Genomic DNA, 21,160 nt, shown 5'->3' with positions numbered 1-21,160 from the left:
TGTCCGGCTTGAATGTTTCTTGGTGAAACTTTTAACCGAACCCTACCCCGGAGCGTGATCGTCCGGGGGAGGGGGCCGGAGCGGGTGGGGGCGGAGCGTCAGGAACCGGAGGTCGCGGCCCCCTGGTCGCCGGCGGGATCGGGCTGGCACGAGTGGCACAGTTCGTGGTCCCCGTCGCGGGTGACGACGGTTCCCCAGCCGAGGCACTGCTCGCAGTCGCGGGCGAGGGTCAGGTCGGGGTGGGGAGGCAGGAAGGGATTGCGGTGGGCTCCGTGCGCCATACGGGGAGCGGCTCCTTGCGGTCGCGGGGCGTGGTGCGCGGGGGCGGTGCGGACGCGGTGAATGACGTCCATTATGTCCTACTTATTCCCCCATGTCAGTGATAAATGTCATGGGGTGCCCCCCGCGATGTCCTCCGGGCGGTCCCGGCCGGGCTCCCGGCCAGGCCCTCCGGGCGGTCCAGGCCGGGAGCCCGCCACCGGCGCCTCAGCCGAGGTTTCCCAGCCGGGCGTCGCGCCACAGGTCGACGCCGCCCTCGGTCGCGTACCGGTCGATCTCGGCCAGCTCCTCGTCGCTGAAGGACGGGTTCTCCAGCGCGGCGACGTTCTGCTCCAGCTGTTCGACCCGCGAGGCACCGATGACGAGCGAGGTCACCCGCTCGTCCCGCAGCGCCCAGGCCAGCGCGAGCTGGGCCAGTGTCTGTCCGCGCCGGGCCGCGATGTCGTTCAGGGCGCGCAGCCGGCCCCGCAGGTCGTCCGTCAGCCAGGCGGTGTCCAGGGACGTGCCCCGCGCGGCCCGCGAGTCCGCCGGGACGCCGTCCAGGTAGCGGCCGGTGAGCAGGCCCTGCGCGAGCGCCGTGAAGCCGATGACGCCGAAACCCTCCTCCTGGGCCGCGTCCAGCAGGCCGTCTGTCTCGATCCAGCGGTTGAGCATGCTGTACGACGGCTGGTGGATCAGCAACGGGGTGCCGAGCTCGCGCAGGATCGCGGCGGCCTGCCGGGTGCGCTCGGCGTCGTAGGAGGAGATGCCGACGTACAGGGCCTTGCCCTGGCGGACGGCGGTGTCGAGCGCGCCCATGGTCTCCTCCAGCGGCGTGCTCGCGTCCAGCCGGTGGGAGTAGAAGATGTCGACGTAGTCCACGCCCATCCGGCCGAGCGACTGGTCGAGGGAGGCCAGCAGGTACTTGCGGGAGCCGCCGCCCTGCCCGTAGGGGCCGGGCCACATGTCCCAGCCGGCCTTGGTGGAGATCACCAGCTCGTCGCGGTAGGGCGCCAGGTCGCGCTTCAGCAGCCGCCCGAAGTTCAGCTCCGCCGCGCCGTAGGGCGGGCCGTAGTTGTTGGCGAGGTCGTGGTGGGTGATCCCGAGGTCGAAGGCGCGCAGCGCGATCTCCCGCTGGGTCTCGAACGGGCGGTCGTCGCCGAAGTTGTGCCAGTAGCCCAGGGACAGGACCGGCAGGTCCAGTCCGGAACGGCCGGTGCGCCGGTAGCGCATGGTGCCGTCGTAGCGAGCGGGGTCCGCGACGTACGTCATCGGGTCTTCTCCGGGTGGTGCCGTAGGGGTGCCCCGCGTGTGCGCGCGGGCCCGTCCACCCTGCTCCGTGGCGCCGCGCAAGTCCAACCGCCGTCCGGGATGGGATTGAGCGGTTCCGTTTCTGAATCGGACACAGGGGCAGGCGGTGATCAACGGAGCGAGAGCAAGGAGGCGCTCATGAGCGGTGCGGGGTCCGGTGGGGAACGGGAGGACCGGGACAGGCGGCGGGTACCGGGGGCGGGGGCGCGGTTGCCGCGTCAGGTCCGGGAGGACCTGACGCGCAGGCTGCGCCGCAACCGGGGGGCCTTCCGCGCGGACGACGTCCAGGTCGTCGAGCCCCCGCTGCTCCGGCGCGCCGTCGGCGCCTCGGCGCTCGGCAACTGCATGGAGTGGTTCGACTTCGGTGTCTACAGCTACCTCGCCGCCACCATCGGCAAGGTGTTCTTCCCCGGAGCCTCCCCGGCCGCCCAGGTCATCTCCTCGTTCGCGACCTTCGCCGCCGCCTTCGTCGTACGGCCCCTCGGCGGGCTGGTCTTCGGCCCGCTCGGCGACCGGATCGGGCGGCAGAAGGTGCTCGCCACCACCATGATCATGATGGCGGCCGGCACCTTCGCCATCGGCGTGATCCCCGGCTACGCCACCATCGGCATCGCCGCGCCCGTGCTGCTCCTGCTGGCCCGTATGGTCCAGGGCTTCTCCACCGGCGGCGAGTACGGCGGAGCCACCACCTTCGTGGCCGAGTACTCTCCGGACCGCCGGCGCGGCTTCCTCTCCAGCTGGCTCGACTTCGGCACCTTCACGGGCTACGCCCTGGGCTCGGCCCTGGTCACCCTGCTCAACCTGGCGCTGACGGACGACCAGATGCTCTCCTGGGGCTGGCGCGTGCCGTTCCTGATCGCCGGGCCGCTCGGCGTGATCGGCCTCTACATGCGGCTGAAGCTGGAGGAGTCCCCGGCCTTCCAGCAGCAACTGGACGAACACGAGAAGGCGCTGGCGCAGGAGTCGGCGGGCAGCGAGTTCAAGGACATCGTCAGGAACCACTGGCGGCCCCTGCTCGTCTGCATGGGCCTGGTGCTGCTCTACAACGTCACGAACTACATGGTCACCGGCTATCTGCCGACCTATCAGACCGAGACCCTGCATCGCTCCAGCGGTTCCGCGGACGTCCTGGTCCTCGTCGGGATGGTGTGGATCGTCGTCCTGATCACCTTCCTCGGCCGGCTCAGCGACCGGGTCGGCCGGCGCCCGCTCTACGCCGTCGGGGCGGCGGCGATGATCGTGCTCGCCGTCCCCGCCTTCCTGCTCATCAAGGCGCACGGCACCTGGCCGCCGATCCTCGGCGTGCTGCTCCTGGCCACCCTGCTGGCCTGCTTCGCCGCCCCCAGTGCGGCCACCCTGCCGGCCCTGTTCCCGACCGCCGTCCGCTACGCGGCCATGGGCATCGGCTTCAACATCGCCGTTGCCGCGTTCGGCGGCACCACCCCGCTGGTCACCGCCGCGCTGGTCGACGTCTCCGGCGACGACCTCATGCCCGCCTACTACCTGATGCTGGCCGGCGCCATCGGCCTGCTCACCGTCCGGTTCCTGCCCGAGAGCGCCCAGGTTCCGCTCAAGGGCTCCCGGCCGATGGTCGGTTCGCGAGAGGAGAGGCGCGAACTCATCAGCACGTCACGGGAGTTGTACGCGCTCGCGCAGGAACGGGGGAAGGCGTGGCACGGCTGAGCCACGGCCGCGTCGGGGGGCTTGTCCGATCCTACGAACTTCTGGCCCGCCGGGTTACCGGCCTGCGCCGCGTTTGATAGGAAACTTTCCTACCAGTATCGGTACGGACCAAGTCCCACCCCCCACTCTCCCTTGGAGCCCCTGTGGTGTACGCAGACCGCGAAGCGGCAACCCCCGCGAGCCCCGCCGGCCCCTCCCGCCTCTCCCGCCGGACCGTCGTCGCCGCGCTCGGCGCGGTCGCCTCGGGCGCCCTGCTCGGAGTCTCCCGCGCCGGCACGGCCTCGGCCGCCGCGCCGGGGCTGGACGACCCGGCGAAGAAGGAGATCGCCATGAAGCTGGTGTCGAGCGCGGAGAACTCCTCGCTCGACTGGAAGGCCCAGTACCAGTACATCGAGGACATCGGCGACGGCCGCGGCTACACGGCCGGCATCATCGGCTTCTGCTCCGGCACCGGTGACATGCTCGACCTCGTCCAGCTCTACGCCGACCGCAAGCCCGGCAACGTGCTGGCCAAGTACCTGCCCGCCCTGCGGAAGGTCAACGGCACCGACTCGCACCAGGGCCTGGACCCCGACTACCCCAAGGACTGGCGCAAGGCCGCCCAGGACACCGCCTTCCAGCAGGCCCAGAACGACGAACGCGACCGCGTCTACTTCAACCCCGCCGTCGCCCAGGGCAAGACGGACGGGCTGCGCGCGCTCGGCCAGTTCATCTACTACGACGCCATCGTCATGCACGGCGACGGCGACGACCCGACCAGCTTCCGCAACATCCGCAAGCGGGCCCTGCGCAGCGCCAAGCCGCCGGCCCAGGGCGGCGACGAGACGACGTACCTCAACGCCTTCCTGGACGCCCGGGTGTGGGCGATGAAGCAGGAAGAGGCCCACAGCGACACCAGCCGCGTCGACACCGCGCAGCGGGTCTTCCTGCGCAAGGGCAACCTCGACCTGAACACCCCGCTGGACTGGAAGGTCTACGGCGACAGCTACCACATCGGCTGACCTCCGCCACACGGCGCGCGGCAGGCCGGTGGGCACGGACTCCGGCACCGGAGCACAGCCCGGCGGCCCGCCGTGCCGCGCCGGATCACAACGGAGCCCCGCGTGACCGGCCCGGGCGTGCCCCGGGGAGCACGCGGTGCGCACGCACCGTCGACGCCCGGGTAGCGTCCGCGACAGCCGCCGCGGCGACGGCGGACCGAGCGGAACGGGCGAGCGGCCAAGGAGCCCCGGGGGGACGGTGCGGCCACGCTGACGGACCTGCCTGCCGTGGGAGGGCGGCACAGGCGGACGCGGCGCCGCGGTGATCTCCGCGGGACCGGTTCACAGGCCGGGCGGGCCAGGTGTGTCCCGGCTGACGGGGGCGCACTCGCATGGCGCGCCCCTGACAGGAAAGATGGGCGGTGAGCGAACGACCCCATCGAGGAGGAACCGACTCATGGCGCACGAGCGCGCCGGCCGGCCGGCCGGTCCCGAGGACCTTGTCGACGTGGCCCGGCTGGTCACGGCGTACTACACGCTGCACCCCGACCCGGCCGACCCGGGACAGCGGGTGGCGTTCGGCACCTCGGGCCACCGCGGCTCGTCCCTGGCGAGCGCCTTCAACGAGGACCACATCGCCGCCACCAGCCAGGCCATCTGCGAGTACCGGGCCGCCCAGGGCACCGACGGGCCGCTCTTCCTGGGCGCCGACACCCACGCCCTGTCCGAGCCGGCCAAGGCCACCGCGCTGGAGGTGTTCGCCGCCAACGAGGTGACCGTCCTCATCGACAGCGCGGACGGCTACACGCCCACGCCCGCCGTCTCGCACGCGATCCTGACGTACAACCGGGGCCGCACCACGGGCCTCGCCGACGGTGTGGTCGTCACCCCGTCGCACAACCCACCCGCCGACGGCGGCTTCAAGTACAACCCGCCGAGCGGCGGTCCGGCGGCCTCCGACGCCACCTCCTGGATCCAGGACCGCGCCAACCAGATCATCACGGGCGGCCTGAAGGACGTACGCCGCCTGCCGTACACCCGCGCGCTCGCCGCGGACACCACCCGGCGGTACGACTTCCTCGGGACGTACGTCACCGATCTGCCCAGCGTCCTGGACCTGGACGCCGTCCGCGCGTCCGGCGTGCGCATCGGCGCCGACCCGCTCGGCGGCGCCTCCGTCGCCTACTGGGGCCGGATCGCCGAGCAGCACGGGATCGACCTGACGGTGGTCAACCCGCACACCGACCCCACCTGGCGGTTCATGACGCTGGACTGGGACGGCCAGATCCGCATGGACTGCTCCTCGCCCTACGCGATGGCCTCCCTCATCGAGCAGCGCGACCGCTTCCGCATCGCCACCGGCAACGACGCCGACGCCGACCGGCACGGCATCGTCACCCCGGACGCGGGCCTGATGAACCCCAACCACTACCTCGCCGTCGCCATCTCCTACCTCTACCGGCACCGCGACCGGTGGCCGGCCGCCGCGGGCATCGGCAAGACCCTCGTCTCCTCCACGATGATCGACCGGGTCGCCGGGGACCTCGGCCGCCGGCTCGTCGAGGTGCCCGTCGGCTTCAAGTGGTTCGTGGACGGACTGATCGGCGGCGACCTCGGGTTCGGTGGCGAGGAGTCGGCCGGCGCGTCCTTCCTGCGCAGGGACGGCTCGGTGTGGACCACCGACAAGGACGGCATCATCCTCGCCCTGCTCGCCTCCGAGATCACGGCCGTCACCGACAAGACCCCCTCGGAGCACTACGCCGACCTGACGGCCCGCTTCGGCGCACCCGCGTACGCCCGCATCGACGCCCCCGCGACCCGCGAACAGAAGGCTCTGCTCGCCAAGTTGTCGCCGGCGCAGGTCACCGCCGACACGCTGGCCGGGGAGGCGGTCACTGCCGTGCTCACCGAGGCGCCCGGCAACGGGGCCGCGATCGGCGGCATCAAGGTCACCACCGAGAACGCCTGGTTCGCCGCCCGCCCCTCGGGAACCGAGGACGTCTACAAGGTGTACGCCGAGTCCTTCCTCGGCGCCGACCACCTCGCCCGGGTGCAGGAGGAGGCCCAGGCCGTCGTGCTGGGAGCGCTCGGCGGCTGAGCGGGCGGCGGGGCGGCCTCCCGGCCCGGAAGACCGCCCCACCGCCCAGGGCTCGGTTCCGTCTGCGTTCCGGACCCGGTTCCGCCGCGTTCCGGGCTGGATGGCCCGCCTGCCGGGCTCGGTCCCGCCCGCCTTCCCGGCTCAGTTCCGTCCGCGTCCCCGGTCCAGGCGGTCCAGCACGGCCGCGGCCATGGCGGCTTCGCCCTGGGCGTTGGGGTGTGCCGGGGCGGCGGGGGAGGCCGGTTGCAGCGGCTCGATCCAGCGGTCCGCCGGCGCCTTGCACATGTCGTGGCCGACCGTGGGGCCGTAGGTGTCCACGTACTCGGCCCGGTTCACGCCGGCCACCAGCCGCAGCATCAGGTTCAGCCGCTTCTCGGTGTCCCGCAGGTAGGCGAAGTCCTTCTGGGCGAACGGGACTTGCGGGAAGCAGCCGCTGCCGTCGTCGGGCAGGAGGTCCGGATAGCCGACGACGACCACGCGGGCGTGCGGCGCCCGGGCGTGGACGGCCCGCAGCACCCGGTCGATCTTCGGCGCGGTCCGCACGATGGTGAGAGCGAGCTGGTCGTGGCCGGAGGCCGTGTAGGAGCGCTCGCAGGGGTTGCCCGCCGGGTCCTGGGCGGCCAGGCGGGCGCAGGTGGCGATGATGGAGCCGAAGCCGACGTCGTTGCCGCCGATCTGCACCGTCACCAGGTCCGTGTGCCGGTCCAGCGCGTCGAGCTGGGGCGGATTGGTGCCCTGCGCCTGCCACATCTCCGCGGTCGTCGCGCCGCCGCAGCTCACGTCCGTGAAGGCGGCCACCTGCCGCCGGGCGGCCACGAGCGAGGGGTAGTTGTGGTCCGAGCGCGCGCAGTCGGCGTCCACCTGCCGCGGGACACCGGGGCCCGAGGTGTAGGAGTCGCCGAGCGCGACGTAGGCGGTCGCGGGGCCCGGCCCGCCTGGGTGCGCAGCGGCCGGTGCCGTGCCGGCGGCGACGAGGGCGCAGCCGCCCAGTGCCGCTCCGAGCGCGGCGTACCGCCCCCGGCCTCTCGCCCCGCCCGCCGGATGCGTGCCGTTCGCCATGAGTCCTCCCCCTGAGCCCGCTGCGGCGCGCGGCGGCACCTCCGCAGAGTGGCCCTCGCGCGTTCGACCGGGCCTGTATACCGTCCGGTAGGTCACGCAGACCAGAAGCGGGACGCGACGAGTTCCGGGGGAGGGCGGGTGACGGCCCTGGGGGAGGGGCGGTTCAGACCGCCGACACCTGTTCCGTGGGAGCGGACGGCTGGAGCGCGGACGACGTCTGGAGCGCGGGCGACGACTCCGGTGTGATCGGCGCCTGGAGCGTGGGGGACGGCTCCGGTGTGACCGTCGTCTGGAGCAGGGAGTCGTCCTCCGGGCGGGCACCGGAGAGGCGGTGGCGGGCGGCGATGAGGGCCATGTCGACGTCCCGGGTGCCGGTGGCCACGCACAGCGTGTAGGAGATGTCCGCCAGCCGCTGCCGGGCCTCTGGTGTGCTCTCCTCCGCCCCGAGCAAGGTGAGGGCCTCGTACTGGGCGATGAGGTCCTGCAGTACCGCGGGATGTGCCATGAGCATGCGATCCGCCTCCCTGATGGGTCGCCGATGTACGAAGTCGCAGCGCGAATACCCGCGCATCCGCCACACATGCCCCCGGTGTTCCCTGAACGACCGGGGCGGTGAGTGGTTGAGTACTCAAATGGAGACCGGACGGGGGACAGGGCAACGGGTGGGCAGGCGCCGGGACACCCGGCGGTGTGACGGTGTGTCACCCGGTCGGGTGCTCTCCGCCGGAGATGTGCCGGATCAGGGCACGCCGCCGTGATCTTTCCGTGATCATGCCACTTGTGAGTCTGCAAACTCGAAGTGCCCTGAGCCGGCGGGTCGTTCCGGCCGTGGTCGGCACCCTCAGTGTCCTGTCCCTGCTGTCCGCCCTGCCCGCCGCAGCCCAGCCGGCGCAGCGGGACGACCGGCCCGCCGCACCCCCGCCCCGGCAGGTCACCGCCGCGGAGGCGCGCACGGACGCCCGTCTGCGCTCCCTCCACGACCGGCCCGCGGCCCTGAGGGAGTTCTTCCGGCAGCTCCCCAAGGGCGGAGACCTGCACAACCACCTCTCCGGCGCGGTGTCCACGGAGTACCTGATCGAGCTGGCCGCCGAGGACGGGCTGTGCGTCGACACCGCGACGCTGACCGCGGTCACCCCGCCCTGCGGCCCGGGCACCCGGCCCGCCGCCGACGCGCGCTCCGACCGCGCCTTCCACGACGCACTGGTGCGCGCCTGGTCCATGGAGGACTTCTCGCCCGGAGAGAGCGGGCACGACCACTTCTTCGACACCTTCGGCAGGTTCGGCGAGGTCACCTGGCGGCACCGGGGCAAGCTGCTCGCGGAGGTCGCCGACACCGTCGTCCGCAACAACCAGTCCTACCTGGAGACGATGGTCACCCCGGCCTCCGACGGCGCGAAGAAGCTGGCCGCCGAGGTCGGCTGGGACGACGACCTCGCCGCCCTGCACCGCAGACTGGTCGCGGGCGGCAAGCTGGACAAGCTGGTCGCCCAGGCCCGCGAGGAGGCGGACGACGGTGACGCCGAGTTCCGCGCCACCGAGCGGTGCGGCACCCCGCAGGCGCGACCCGGGTGCGGCCTCACCGTCCGCTGGATCTCCCAGGCGTCCCGGGGCAGTGCCCCGGAGCGGGTCTTCACCCAGCTCGCCCTCGGCCTGCGGCTGGCCGAGGCCGACCCGCGGTTCGTCGCCGTCGACCTCGTCCAGCCCGAGGACTCCGAGAGCGCCCTGCGCGACTACAGCCTGCAGATGCGCATGGTCGGCTATCTGCGCACCCAGTACCCGAAGGCGCATGTCACCCTGCACGCGGGCGAGCTGTGGCCCGGGCTGGTCAAGCCGCGGGACCTGAAGTTCCACATCCGTCAGGCCGTGGACGTCGCCCGCACCGAACGGGTCGGGCACGGCGTCGACCTGGTCCACGAGGACGACTGGCGCCGTACGGCCCGCACCATGGCGGACCGTCAGGTGGCGGTGGAGGTGCCCTTCTCCAGCAACGCCCAGATCCTCGGCGTCAAGGGAGCCGACCACCCCTTCGGCACCTACCGCCGCTACGGCGTCCCCGTCGTCCTCGCCACCGACGACCCCGGGGTGTCCCGGATCGACATCAGCCATGAGTACCAGTACGCCGCCGCCACCTATGGCCTGCGCTACCCCGAGCTGAAGGACCTGGCCCGCGCCTCCCTGGAGTACGGCTTCCTGCCGGGTGCGAGTCTGTGGCAGGGCAACCCCACCGCCCAGGGGTACCAGCCGGTCCCGGCCTGCCGTGCCGAGCACCCCGGCCTCCCCGTGCGCGGCGCGGCCTGCCGGCACCTGCTCGCCGACAGCGCCAAGGCCCGCCTGGAATGGCGCCAGGAGGCCGCCTTCGCCGTCTTCGAAAGGACGCACGGCAGCTGACCCCACCGCTGGACCGTGGCGCAAGGCCGTGTGCACCACACCCCGGGAAGCGGCCCAGCGGGCGGCTGGCGCCGGCCGGTCTCCGTCCCTGCCCCACGGCCGTCCCCAGGCTCTCGACCCGCTCGCCGTCCACACCGCGTGCGAGCGGGTCGTGGCGGGGCGCGGGCCGGCGGCGGGCGAACGGCCCGGTCCCCGGGCCGGGTTGGGCCCGGAGGTGACCGGCGGGACGGGTGTGGAAGGCTGGGCGGGTCCACATCCGCGCAACGGGAGGCAACCACCCGCATGGCCGTCATCCACCGCACGACGCTCAAGCCCACCAAGACGGAACTGCTCGCCGACTGGCTGCCCAGCCGCCCCTGGTACCGCGGCGGCCCGGACGCGCCCGTGCTGGAGAGGTCCGGCGGCTTCCGGCTGGACGACCCCGAGGGCGAGGTCGGCATCGAGTTCCTGGTCGCCACCGACACCGCAACCCCTGGGCGGACGGCCTACCTTGTGCCGTTCACCTACCGGGGGGCGCCGCTGGAGGGCGCCGAACACGCCCTCGTCGGCACGACGGAGCACGGGGTGCTGGGCACGCGCTGGGTGTACGACGGCTGCCACGACCCGGTGCTGGTCACCGAACTGCTGGCGCTGTTCGAGGGCCGGGCGCAGGCGATGGCCCAGAGCATCACGGACACGCCCGACCACGAGGTGACCCGCTCCTACGGCGGCGCGGCACTCGGCCCGGACCGCTTCACGCCCGAGCCGGCCGACGACGAGGACGGCACCCGCCTCCCGGTGCCCGGCGGCCCGGTCCTGCACGTCCACCGTGTCCTCACCCCCGTCGCCGAGAACCCGCCGCTGCCGCCGCAGGGCGCCCTCGGCCATGTGGCGACCGGCTGGCAGGGCCCCGACGGCACCCGTCTGCGGGCCGTCTTCATGACGTTGCGCACCCGCTGACTCCGGCTGGCGCCACCCTCTGACCCCGGCAGGCGCCGCCCGTTGACCAGCGGGCGGCGCCGGTGACACCCCACGCGGCACGGCACCTCCGCCCCTTGGTCTGGCATGGACCGGTCAAATCTGTCAGTCTTTCGGCAGCCCGCGCCCCGACCCACAGGGACGCGCGCCGCACCTCCGCACAGCGAACGCGCAGACCCCACCCCGACCGCCCCGGCGCACCCCAGCCGGCGGGCGGTCTTCCGAGCAGGCCGGACCCCGGCCGCCGCAAAGGAGCAGCGTGTGAGACCGACCCCCCACAGGGCCCTCGGCGTCGGCGCGGTCACCGCCGCCGCGCTGGCCGCCCTCTTCCTCCCCGGCACCTCCGCCGCCGCCCGGCCCGCCACGGCTCCCGTGGCCGCCGCCTGCACCCCGGCGCAGGTGATCGCCAACGGCGGCTTCGAGAGCGGCACTTCACCGTGGACCCAGTCCGCGTCCACCGTGATCACCAGCCGCTCCGGACAGACCGCCCACGGCGGCAGCTCCTACGCCTGGCTGGACGGCGTCGGCGGCACCCACACCGACACCCTCGGCCAGAGCGTGACCGTCCCGTCCGGCTGCGGCACCGCCACCCTCACCTTCTGGCTGCACATCGACACCGCCGAGACGACCTCGTCCACCGCCTACGACAAGCTCACGGCCAAGCTCGGCAGCACCACGCTGGCCACCTACTCGAACCTGGACGAGAACACCGGCTACGTGAAGAAGTCGATCGACGTGTCCGCGTTCGCCGGCCAGACCGTGAACCTGTCCTTCACCGGCACCGAGGACTCCAGCCTCCAGACGAGCTTCGTCCTGGACGACATCGCCCTCGACACCTCCGACGGCACCACACCACCGCCGGCCGACTCCGCACGGACGCCGGCGGCACCGTCGTACACCGTGAACCTGAGCAGCGACACCGGCGGCACCGTCTGGACCGGGCACGAGAGCGTGACCTTCACCAACGCCTCCGCCACCGCGCTCGGCGAGGTCTACCTCAGACTGTGGGACAACTACCACGGCAGCTGCGACGCGATGCCCGTCAAGGTCACCAACGTCACCGGCGGCACCGCCGGCGCGCTCTCCGTCGCCTGCACCGCTCTGAAGGTCGACCTGCCGAGCCCGCTGGCCCAGGGCCAGAGCGCCACCATCGGCTTCGACCTCGGCATCACCGTGCCCAGCGGCGCCGACCGCTTCGGCCACGACGGCGCGTTCAGCTTCGTCGGCAACGCCCTGCCCGTCCTCGCCGTCCGCGACAGCGCCGGCTGGCACCTGGACCCGTACACGAACAACGGCGAGTCCTTCTACTCCCTGGCCGCCGACTTCAAGGTCACCCTGGACCATCCCAGCACCCTGCTTGTCCCGGCCACCGGCACCTCCACGGACACGCCCGGCTCCAGCGGCCGTACCGTGACCACGGCCACCGCCTCCAAGGTCCGTGACTTCGCCTGGGCGGCGGGCCCCTTCACCAGGATCTCCGGCACCTCGGCCGCCGGTGTCCCGGTGAACGTCTACTCCGTCTCGGGGATCAGCTCCACCAGCGCCCAGTCGATGCTCAGCACCGCCAAGAGCGCGGTCGACGCCCACGCCTCCCGGTTCGGGGCCTACCCGTACGGCGAACTGGACGCCGTCATCGACAACAACTACTGGTTCGGCGGCATGGAGTACCCCGGGTTCGTCCTCGACGTGGTCAGCACCACCGCGCTCACCCACGAGATCGCCCACCAGTGGTGGTACGGCATCGTCGGCGACGACGAGTACAGCAGCCCCTGGCTGGACGAGTCGTTCACCGACTACGCCACCGACCTCGCCCAGGGCAAGACCGGGAGCAACTGCTGGAGCGGCGTCTCCTGGGCCTCCAGCGCCGAGAAGATCACCAACTCGATGGCGTACTGGGACGCGCACTCCTCCCGGTACTCCACCGTCGTGTACGGCTACGGCAAATGCGCCCTGCACGACCTGCGCCGCGTCCTCGGGGACACCGCCATGGCCAAGCTGCTGAAGGACTACGCGGCAGCGCACTGGTACGGCGTGTCCACCACGGCCGAGTTCAAGGCGGCGGCCCAGGCCGCCACCAGCACGGACCTGACCTCCTTCTGGACGCAGCACCGCATCGAGGGGTGACGGACACCCACACGGGTGGAAACCGGCCGCGGACCGCCTCGTTGGGCGCAGTCCGGAGTGCGTGAGGGCCCGGCCCCGGGTCGGATGGATTCCGTGCGAATCCCCATATTCCGCCCCCGTGGCCGGTCCCGCCTGTGCCTCAGCGGCACCCTGACCTGCCTGTTGCTGTTCCTGTCCAGCCCCCCGGCCGCGTCCGACGCGACCGGGGGCGCACCCGTGCGCGGCAGCGCCTACATGGGCATCGGCGTCCTCGCCCACGACGGCGAGTCCGGCGACCCGCCCCCGGACCCCCGCGCCTCCCAGACCGAGGGAGTGGACGTCTCCAGCCACCAACGCGACGTCGACTGGCCGACGCTGTGGAACGACGGCACCAAGTGGGCGTACACCAAGGCCACGGAGGGCACGTCCTACACCAACCCCTACTTCGCCCAGCAGTACGACGGCTCGTTCGACGTCGGCATGGTGCGCGGCGCCTACCACTTCGCCACCCCGGACACGGCCGGCGGCGCCGCCCAGGCCGACTGGTTCGTGCAGCACGGCGGGGGCTGGTCGAACGACGCCCAGACGCTCCCCGGCGCCCTCGACATGGAGTGGAACCCGTACGGCGACTCCTGCTACGGCAAGTCCAAGAGCGGCATGATCAGCTGGATCGGGGACTTCCTGGAGCGCTACAAGTCCCGCACCGGCCGGGACGCGGTCATCTACACGGCGACCAACTGGTGGATCGAGTGCACCGGCGACTACGCCGGCTTCGGCGCGACCAGCCCGCTGTGGATCGCGCGCTACGCCTCGACGGTCGGGCCGCTGCCGGCCGGCTGGAAGTCGTACACGATGTGGCAGTACACCTCCAGCGGCCCGACGGTCGGCGACCACGACCGCTTCAACGGCTCCCAGGACGGGCTGCGGAAGTTCGCCACCGGTGACGCACCGGACGCGGAGGCGCTGCGGACACCCGGCTCCGGGACGGCGTCACGGTCCTGACCTCCGGATGACGGCCGGACAGCCGGGCGCCGGCGACCGGGAAGGACCGGCGCTGGTTAGGCTCGGAGCGTGCCGCATGTCGAGATACTCCAGCTGCTGGTGTCCCCGGTGCACCGCCTCGCGGGCCGGCCGGGCGACGGCCCGCCCGAGCTGCCGCCCGGCGAACTCGTGACGAGGGCCGAGGTCCGCGCGGGCCTCGGCATCGTCGGGGACCGGTACTTCAACCATCCCGCCCACCGCAACGCGTCGATCACCCTCATGGCCGCCGAGCGACTGCCACAGCCGGGGCCCTACCCGGCCGACCTGCTGCGGACCCGGCGCAACGTCCTGCTGCGCGGGGTCGACATCGACGCCTACATCGGCAGGACCGTCTTCCTCGACTCCGGTTCCGGCCCGGTCGAACTGGAGGTGCGCAGCGCCGCCCGGCCCTGCGCCTGGATGGACACCACCCTCGGGCCCGGCGCCCAGCGCGCCCTGCGCGGCGGCGGGGGAGTGCGCTGCCGGCCGCTGACCGACGGCGTTCTCACCGTGGGCCCCGCCGTGTTCGGGGTGCGTGAACCGGGGGACACGGCGCCCGGCGCGTGAGCACGACTCGTGAGTACGGCCCCGGGGAGGGGCGCCCGCGTGGCGACTGACGGGGCGGCACTCACCCGGTCGAGGCGGCCAACTGGTCGGCCAGCCGGTGGGCCTGGGCGAGCAGCGCGCCGTAGGTGGCGACCTCGTCGGGGTCGTCCGTCGTGGAGCGGACCAGGTCCCGGCGCAGCTCGCCGAGTGTGCCGCGCAGCCGCGCCACCGCCTCGCGCAGCTCGTCCTCGCACTCGTCGCCGAACCGGCTGTGGCTGTAGAGCCGCAGCGCGTGGGCGGTCTCGTACAGGAACTCCGCGTACCGCTTCGCGAGCCCCGGGTGCGGCCGGGGCGCCGACCGGTCCTCGGCGGCGGCCTCCAGCACCGTGCGGGTCACCCCCGCGGTGTGCACGGCCGCGTAGTCCAGCACCACCAGCGCGTCGTCGTACCCCTTCCCGGGCAGCGGCACGGCCGGCTTGCGGCGCCCGCGCAGGTTGACGCGCAGGCTCTCCCGGCTCCACTCGACCGCCGAGCGGGCCCGCTCGACCAGCCCGTGCAGGCGCAGCGCGCGCTGGTGCCAGGCGTCGGCCTCCTCCGCGTCCCAGCGGCTCTCGGCCAGTCCGTCGGCCACGTCCCGCAGGATGTCGTGGGCCTCCTCGGTCGCGTCCCGCAGCACGGCACGGGTGTCGCGCAGGTACAGCGGCGGCCGGACCAGCGCGTTGACGGCGATGCCGACCACCGCCCCGAACAGGGCCTCGGCGAGCCGGGCCGCGGAGGTGGCGACGGTGACCGACCCGTTGGTCAGGACGAACAGGGCGCCCGTGGCCGCGTAGATGCCCTGACTGCCCAGGCGGCGCCACTGGCCCAGCAGCATCACGAGGGGGAGCACCACGGCCATCGCGCCCACCGTGCTGTGCAGCAGCAGTCCGACCGCGGTCGCCGCGACCGTGCCGGCCGCGATCGCCGCGAGCTGTTGCAGGCCGTGCGCGATCGACCGGTACACCGTCGACTCCACCAGGACGACCGCCACCCACGGCGCGACGAACGCGACCGGCGCCCGCAGCCACCAGCCCGCCACCGCCCACGCCACCCACGCGGCCAGCGCCGCCTTCACCGCCTGGACGGCCAGGTCCCGTTCCCGGCACGGTCCCGCCCAGGCCCGCCGCACGGCACCCGCCGCGCCCGCCACATCACGCCGTACTCCTTGCCAGGTCACTCGTATCCCACGCACGGCGCCCCGGGTGCCACCGTTCGCCCGGCCTCATGCCACCGTGACGACGGGGAAGCGGTGCGCCGACGCCGTTCGACCGGCCGGGGGTGCGTGCGTGGTGTCGCCGGGGTGCGGGTCGGGGACGGCGGGCGCTGGGGACGTGACCCTCGGTGGGTCGGACGGGGTGCGTGTGGTCCGGCTGCCCCCAGGGTGGGTGTTGCGGGGGTGCGAGTCGGAGTACGCGGGGCGGTCGGTCTCTCGGCCTGGCGGGGTGCGTGTGGGCCGGCGCTCCTCGGCGTGGGCGTTGCCCGGGTCCGGGTCGAGGGCGTCGGCGGATCAGGCGGGGGCCGTGTCCGTCCGCGCCGCTTCCCTCCAGGCGGTCTCGCGCAGCAGGCGCAGACCGTTCAGGCCGACGAGGACCGTGGAACCCTCGTGACCGAGGACCCCCAGCGGCAGCGGCAGCGTGCCCGCGAGGTCCCAGACGACCAGGCCGGAGATGAACACCGCCGCGATGACGAGGTTCTGCACTACCAGGCGGCGGGCGCGGCGGGAGAGGGCGACGACCGCGGGCACCGCGGCCAGTTCGTCGCGCACGATCACCGCGTCGGCGGTCTCCAGCGCCAGATCGGAACCGGCCCGGCCCATCGCGACACCCGTGTGCGCGGCGGCCAGCGCGGGCGCGTCGTTGACGCCGTCCCCGACGACCAGCACCCGGCGGCCGGCGTCCTGCCGCTCCCGCACGGCGGTCACCTTGTCCTCGGGCAGCAACCCGGCCCGGACGTCATGGATGCCGACCTCACCGGCCAGCCGGGCGGCGGCACGCGCGTTGTCCCCGGTCAGCAGCGTCGGCCGGGTCCCGGTCAGCGCGGTGAGCGCGGTGACGGTGACGGCGGCGTCCGGCCGCAGCCGGTCCGCGACCCCGAGCACCCCGGCCGGAACGCCGTCCACCACGACCAGCACGGCGGTACGGCCACCGGCTTCGAGCCGCGCGACGAGAGCAGCGGCGGCACGGTCGGGGGCCTGCCGGGTGGGGACCGGGGAAGCGGTGGTGGTGGGGGAGCCGTGCCGGTCCGCGCGCGACGGCGCGGTCGGTGCGCCGTCGTCCGGCCTCCGGCTCGTCCCGTTCAGCAGACGGGCCGGCGCGCCCACGGCGACCGTGCGGTCCCCGACCGTGGCGGTGACGCCGACGCCCGGTGCGGACCGGAAGCCGCGGGCCGTCGGAACGGCGAGGCCACGGGCGCGCGCGGCGTCCACCACGGCCCGGGCCAGCGGGTGCTCGCTCGGATGCTCGGCCGCCGCCGCGAGCGCGAGGAGCTCCGGCTCGCCGAGACCGGCGCCGGGCAGCGGTACCACGTCCGTCACCCGTGGCGTGCCCTCGGTCAGGGTGCCCGTCTTGTCCAGCGCCACCGCGTCCACCTGCCCGAGGCGCTCCATCACCACCGCCGACTTGACCAGCACCCCGTGCCGGCCGGCGTTGGCGATCGCCGACAGCAGCGGCGGCATGGTCGCGAGCACCACCGCGCACGGCGAGGCGACGATCATGAAGGTCATGGCCCGCAGCAGCGATCCGGTCAGCGCGGTGCCGAGGGCGAGCGGTACCGCGAACACGGCGAGCGTCGCGGCGACCATGCCGAGCGAGTAACGCTGTTCTACCTTCTCGATGAAGAGCTGGGTCGGCGCCTTGGTTTCGGACGCCTCCTCCACCATGCGCACGATCCGGGCGATCACCGAATCGGCGGCGTCCCGGCCGACCCGCACCCACAGCGCGCCGGTGCCGTTGAGGGTGCCGGCGAACACCTCGTCGCCGGGCTCCTTGGTGACGGGCAGCGGTTCACCGGTGATGGTGGCCTGGTCGACCTCGCTCGTCCCGTCCAGCACCCGGCCGTCCGCGCCGATCCGCTCCCCGGGCCGCACCAGCACGGTGTCGCCGACGGTGAGGTCCGCCGGCGTGACCGTCTCCTCGGTGCCGTCCGCGCGCAGCCGGGTCGCGGTGGCGGGGGCGAGGTCGAGCAGGCCGCGCACCGAGTCGGCGGTCCGGGCGGTGGCCAGCGCCTCCAGCGCCCCGGAGGTGGCGAAGATGACGATCAGCAGGGCGCCGTCCGTCACCTGGCCGACGGCCGCCGCGCCGAGCGCCGCCACGACCATCAGCAGGTCGACGTCCAGGGTCCGGTCGGCCAGCGCCCGCAGCCCCGCCCACGCGGGCTCCCAGCCGCCGGCCGCGTAGGCGAGCGCGTACGGCACGCCCCAGGCCCAGCCGGGTGCGCCGGTGAGCTGGAGGGGCAGGGCGAGCAGGAACAGCACCGCGGCGGCCGCCGCCCAGCGGGCCTCGGGCAGCGCGAGGACCCGGGTGCGGCGCCGGGGCGCGGCGGGCTCGGCGCGCGCGGCCCCGCTGGGAAGGGCGCGGCGGTCGGTGAGGACGGAGGGCATGACGAGGGAACCCTTCGGCTGGGTGGACGACGGGGCGGAGCCCACCATACAGGTACATATGAAGAACCTTTCAAGTGTCGTCTGTATGATGACTGCCATGGGCCATGGAGCGACTCCCGCGCGGACGGCGGTTCCGCGTACGCGTCTCGACGCGGACAGCGCCACGCGCGTGGCGACCACGCTCCAGGCCCTCGCCACCCCGTCCCGGCTCCTGATCCTGTCCCGGCTGCGCGAGGGCCCGTGCGCGGCCACCGAGCTCGCCGCCGAGGTCGGCATGGAACAGTCCGCGTGCTCGCACCAGTTGCGGCTGCTGCGCAACCTCGGCCTGGTGGTCGGCCGCCGCCAGGGCCGCTCGGTGATCTACGCCCTGTACGACGGCCATGTCGCCGAACTCCTCGACCAGGCCGTCTATCACATCGAGCACCTGCGGCTCGGCCTGAGCGACGGCGCGGACGCCGGCCTGCCGGAGGAGACGCCGTCCGGCACTGCCCGCTGAGGGATCACCGGAAGATGTCCGCGGGAGGGGGGCCGGGCAATGGGCTGGGGGACACGGAGCGCCGAAGCGGACGAGGAGGCGCTGCGCAGGGCGGAACGGGCCGCCGTCACACACGGGTTGGGCGAGCGGACGCACACACAGCGCATCGGGAGCCGGATCACCGGCCTGGGCTGCGTGTCGCTGATGCCCGCGCTGCTCTGCGTGGTCTTCGGCGTCGGCATCGTGACCGGCCCCTACGGCCCCGGGGTGAAGGCCGTCGCCGTGGGCCTCCTCGTCCTGGTGGTCGCCCTCCCCGTGGCCGGCTTCCTCATCGAGGGCCGGCTCACCCACCGGGACACCCGCCTCCACGTGTTCGCCGGGGGCGTCGTCGTGACCGTGGGCGTGGCCCGTACCCACGCCCTCACCTGGCCCGAACTGGCTGTCACCGAGCGGACGGAGACCACGTCCTACGGTCAGAACAGCCACGGCCCCACCGTCCACTGGCTGTACCTGGCCGCCCCGGACGGCACCCCGCTGGCCCGGATCAGCACCCGCAACCCCGCCGGCGCGGCCATCGCCCGCGCGAAGGCCGAGCGGACCGGGACCTGACCGGTCGAACCGGTGCCGAGGCGGGCGTGCGGGTCCGCCGACTGCCCGACCGGGCCGAGGTGGCTCCCCGTCAGCCCAGGCTCGGCGGCGTCCAGTCGGCGTGGCGCAGGATCGCCCGCATCGTCGCCCGGGACGGGGCCAGACGCAGCCCCGTGTCGCGCAGGGCGACGGCCAGGGGGTGGGACAGCTGCTGGCCCAGCCGGCCGGCCTGCCGGGCGGCGCGGGCGACCGCCTGGGCGCGGGGGCGGCGCTCGGCGTCGTACCGGGCCAGCGCCGCGCCGACCGAGTCCTCCCCGGCCAGCGCGGCGGCCAGGGTGACCGCGTCCTCCAGGGCCTGGCAGGCGCCCTGGCCGAGGTGCGGCGTCATGGCGTGCGCCGCGTCGCCCAGCAGCGCCACCCGTCCCGCCACGAACGACGGCAACGGCGTGGCCAGTTCGTGGATGTCGTGGTGCAGCACGGCCTCGGGCCGGGTGGCCGCCAGCAGCGCGGGGACCGGGTCGTGCCAGCCGCGGAAGCGGTGGCGGAGCATGCCGAGCGGGTCGGCGTGGCGGACTCCGGGCGGCGCGTTGAGGACCGCGTGCCACTCGGCGCGGCCGTCGGTGAACGCGATGTGCCCGAACTCGGCCCCCGCGCCCCAGGTCAGCTCGAAGTCGGTGGCCACCTCCAGCGGTCCTTCGGTGAGGGCCCGCAGCACCGTCGAACCGGCGTACACCGGACCGGGATGTTCCGGGAACAGCTGCCCGCGCAGCCGGCTGTGCACGCCGTCCGCCGCGACGACCAGGTCGGCCTCCAGGACGCCGTCCCCGACCGGCACGCCCACCCGTCCGGGGGCCGAGAGGTCGAGCGTGTCCACGGTCGCGCCGACGAGCAGGCACTCCTCGGGCAGCGCCGCGCGCAGCAGACGGTGCAGGACCGCGCGCGGAATGCCGACGACGGGGGAGCCCAGCTCGCGCTCCAGCAGGGTGCCGTCCATGCGCGACAGCCACCGGCCCGCCGGAGTGCGCGTACCCCCGGTGTACTGCGGGCGCGCCGCCACCCGGACCGCCGCGCCCACGCCCACCGCGTCCAGCGCGCGCAGCCCGTTGGCGTGCAGCGAGATGCCGGCGCCCGCGTCGGCCAGGACGGCGGCCCGCTCGACCACCCGGACCTCCCAGCCGATCCGGCGCAGGCCCAGTGCCGCGGCCAGCCCGCCGATGCCGCCCCCGACCACCACCGCCGTACCGCCCATGCCGGCCCCCTCCCGTGGGTTTCTACATCTGTAGAAGCACCCTAGCGCGCCCTTCTACGGCTGTAGAAGGCGGGTGTAGAAAGAGGGGGTGGCCACAGACCGACGTACCCTCCTCGCCGACACGGCGATCACCGTGCTCGCCGACAGCGGCATGCGCGGGCTGACGCACCGCGCCGTGGACCGCGCTGCCCAACTGCCGCCGGGCACCACCTCCGCGTACTACCGCACCCGGCAGGCCCTCCTCACCGCACTGGTCCGGCGTCTGGTGGCGCTGGACCAGGCGGAGCTGGAGGAGAGGGGCGCCGCCACGCCCGTACCGCGGACCGCCGACGAACTGACGACGGGCATCGCCGCGCTGGTCGCGGCACGGCTCACCGGCGAGGGGCGTCGGCGGTCCCTCGCCCGCTACGCCTGCGCCGTCGAGAGCGCGCACCACCCCGAACTGCGCGAGATCCTCGTGCCGCGCGAGAACCAGGGGCGGCGGATCGTGCGCGCATTCCTCGCCGCGCAGGGCGTCGGGGACCCCGAGGAGCGCACGGTGACCCTGCTGACCTGCGTGGACGGTCTGGTCTTCGACCGCTTGGTCCACGGTGGGAGCGTGCGGGAGGAGGAGATCCGTGGCCTGGTCGAGGCCGCGCTGCGCTGATCCGTCCGGGGACGGCTCCCGGGGGTGACGGGGCCGGCCTCCTCGGCGTCCGCCGCGCGGAGATCCACAGCCGCTCGCGGTCCCGCTGCGCTGATCCGTACGACGACGGCTCCCCGGGGTGACGGGGCCGGCCTCCTCGGCGTCCGCCGCGCGGAGATCCGC

18 protein-coding genes are annotated in these 21,160 nt (G+C 73.7%); 11 read left to right on the top strand and 7 right to left on the bottom strand.

Features of this window, described 5'->3' with window-relative positions:
* Positions 1-98: 98 nt before the first annotated feature.
* Both ACH4LD_RS15770 and mgrA read right to left on the bottom strand, forming a co-directional pair.
* On the bottom strand, positions 99-281 hold the full coding sequence (locus ACH4LD_RS15770; protein ID WP_398055258.1) for a hypothetical protein: 183 nt from the start codon (positions 279-281) through the stop codon (positions 99-101).
* A 205-nt stretch (positions 282-486) separates the two neighbouring features.
* Positions 487-1,530, bottom strand: a complete 1,044-nt coding sequence (gene mgrA, locus ACH4LD_RS15765) for an L-glyceraldehyde 3-phosphate reductase (RefSeq protein WP_103817879.1) — start codon at positions 1,528-1,530, stop codon at positions 487-489.
* A 177-nt stretch (positions 1,531-1,707) separates the two neighbouring features.
* Here mgrA and proP point away from each other — a divergent pair, with 177 nt between their 5' ends.
* The 3 genes from proP to pgm all read left to right on the top strand — a co-directional run bounded on the left by proP (position 1,708) and on the right by pgm (position 6,330).
* Complete coding sequence (proP, locus tag ACH4LD_RS15760) at positions 1,708-3,252, top strand: glycine betaine/L-proline transporter ProP (RefSeq protein ID WP_398055257.1); 1,545 nt, start codon at positions 1,708-1,710, stop codon at positions 3,250-3,252.
* 143 nt (positions 3,253-3,395) lie between these two features.
* Positions 3,396-4,253, top strand: a complete 858-nt coding sequence (locus ACH4LD_RS15755) for a chitosanase (RefSeq protein WP_398055256.1) — start codon at positions 3,396-3,398, stop codon at positions 4,251-4,253.
* Positions 4,254-4,689: 436 nt separating this feature from the next.
* Complete coding sequence (pgm, locus tag ACH4LD_RS15750) at positions 4,690-6,330, top strand: phosphoglucomutase (alpha-D-glucose-1,6-bisphosphate-dependent) (protein ID WP_398055255.1); 1,641 nt, start codon at positions 4,690-4,692, stop codon at positions 6,328-6,330.
* A 141-nt stretch (positions 6,331-6,471) separates the two neighbouring features.
* Here pgm and ACH4LD_RS15745 read toward each other — a convergent pair whose 3' ends face one another.
* Together ACH4LD_RS15745 and ACH4LD_RS15740 are read right to left on the bottom strand one after the other, a co-directional pair.
* Positions 6,472-7,389 (bottom strand): SGNH/GDSL hydrolase family protein, encoded by a 918-nt coding sequence (locus ACH4LD_RS15745; protein ID WP_398055254.1) that lies wholly within the window; start codon positions 7,387-7,389, stop codon positions 6,472-6,474.
* Positions 7,390-7,552: 163 nt separating this feature from the next.
* Complete coding sequence (locus ACH4LD_RS15740) at positions 7,553-7,900, bottom strand: DUF5133 domain-containing protein (protein ID WP_398055253.1); 348 nt, start codon at positions 7,898-7,900, stop codon at positions 7,553-7,555.
* A 260-nt stretch (positions 7,901-8,160) separates the two neighbouring features.
* Between ACH4LD_RS15740 and ACH4LD_RS15735 the strand changes: the two genes are divergently transcribed.
* The 5 genes from ACH4LD_RS15735 (at position 8,161) to ACH4LD_RS15715 (ending at position 14,424) form a co-directional block, all read left to right on the top strand.
* Positions 8,161-9,777, top strand: coding sequence for an adenosine deaminase (locus ACH4LD_RS15735; protein WP_398055252.1), 1,617 nt, complete (start codon positions 8,161-8,163; stop codon positions 9,775-9,777).
* A 282-nt stretch (positions 9,778-10,059) separates the two neighbouring features.
* Positions 10,060-10,716, top strand: a complete 657-nt coding sequence (locus ACH4LD_RS15730) for a 1,4-alpha-glucan branching protein (protein WP_398055251.1) — start codon at positions 10,060-10,062, stop codon at positions 10,714-10,716.
* A gap of 279 nt (positions 10,717-10,995) precedes the next feature.
* Positions 10,996-12,858 carry a M1 family aminopeptidase gene (locus tag ACH4LD_RS15725; protein ID WP_398055250.1) on the top strand — a complete coding sequence of 621 codons (1,863 nt, stop codon included), beginning with the start codon at positions 10,996-10,998 and terminating at the stop codon, positions 12,856-12,858.
* 84 nt (positions 12,859-12,942) lie between these two features.
* Positions 12,943-13,839 (top strand): lysozyme, encoded by an 897-nt coding sequence (locus tag ACH4LD_RS15720; RefSeq protein ID WP_398055249.1) that lies wholly within the window; start codon positions 12,943-12,945, stop codon positions 13,837-13,839.
* 69 nt (positions 13,840-13,908) lie between these two features.
* Entirely contained in the window at positions 13,909-14,424 is a 516-nt protein-coding gene (locus tag ACH4LD_RS15715) for a molybdenum cofactor biosysynthesis protein (protein ID WP_398055248.1), read from the top strand.
* A 61-nt stretch (positions 14,425-14,485) separates the two neighbouring features.
* Here the strand turns inward: ACH4LD_RS15715 and ACH4LD_RS15710 are convergent, their stop codons facing one another.
* Together ACH4LD_RS15710 and ACH4LD_RS15705 are read right to left on the bottom strand one after the other, a co-directional pair.
* Positions 14,486-15,592: an aromatic acid exporter family protein gene (locus ACH4LD_RS15710; protein ID WP_398055247.1), complete on the bottom strand. Its 1,107-nt coding sequence runs from the start codon at positions 15,590-15,592 to the stop codon at positions 14,486-14,488.
* A 357-nt stretch (positions 15,593-15,949) separates the two neighbouring features.
* Positions 15,950-18,040 carry a heavy metal translocating P-type ATPase gene (locus tag ACH4LD_RS15705; RefSeq protein ID WP_398055353.1) on the bottom strand — a complete coding sequence of 697 codons (2,091 nt, stop codon included), beginning with the start codon at positions 18,038-18,040 and terminating at the stop codon, positions 15,950-15,952.
* Positions 18,041-18,137: 97 nt separating this feature from the next.
* On the opposite strand from ACH4LD_RS15705, the gene ACH4LD_RS15700 reads away from it, so the two are divergent.
* Positions 18,138-18,536: a metalloregulator ArsR/SmtB family transcription factor gene (locus tag ACH4LD_RS15700; protein WP_063823243.1), complete on the top strand. Its 399-nt coding sequence runs from the start codon at positions 18,138-18,140 to the stop codon at positions 18,534-18,536.
* Between the two features lie 39 nt (positions 18,537-18,575).
* Positions 18,576-19,124, top strand: a complete 549-nt coding sequence (locus ACH4LD_RS15695) for a hypothetical protein (protein ID WP_398055246.1) — start codon at positions 18,576-18,578, stop codon at positions 19,122-19,124.
* 70 nt (positions 19,125-19,194) lie between these two features.
* Here ACH4LD_RS15695 and ACH4LD_RS15690 read toward each other — a convergent pair whose 3' ends face one another.
* A complete protein-coding gene (locus tag ACH4LD_RS15690; RefSeq protein WP_398055245.1) occupies positions 19,195-20,352 on the bottom strand; it encodes an FAD-dependent monooxygenase in 1,158 nt (385 codons plus the stop codon).
* 88 nt (positions 20,353-20,440) lie between these two features.
* Here ACH4LD_RS15690 and ACH4LD_RS15685 point away from each other — a divergent pair, with 88 nt between their 5' ends.
* Entirely contained in the window at positions 20,441-20,998 is a 558-nt protein-coding gene (locus tag ACH4LD_RS15685; RefSeq protein ID WP_398055244.1) for a TetR/AcrR family transcriptional regulator, read from the top strand.
* The last annotated feature ends 162 nt before the right edge of the window (positions 20,999-21,160 follow it).

Source organism: Streptomyces sp. NPDC017676 (assembly GCF_044329325.1).
Taxonomy (GTDB): Bacteria; Actinomycetota; Actinomycetes; order Streptomycetales; family Streptomycetaceae; genus Streptomyces.
This window is presented reverse-complemented; position numbering and strand designations above follow the sequence as displayed.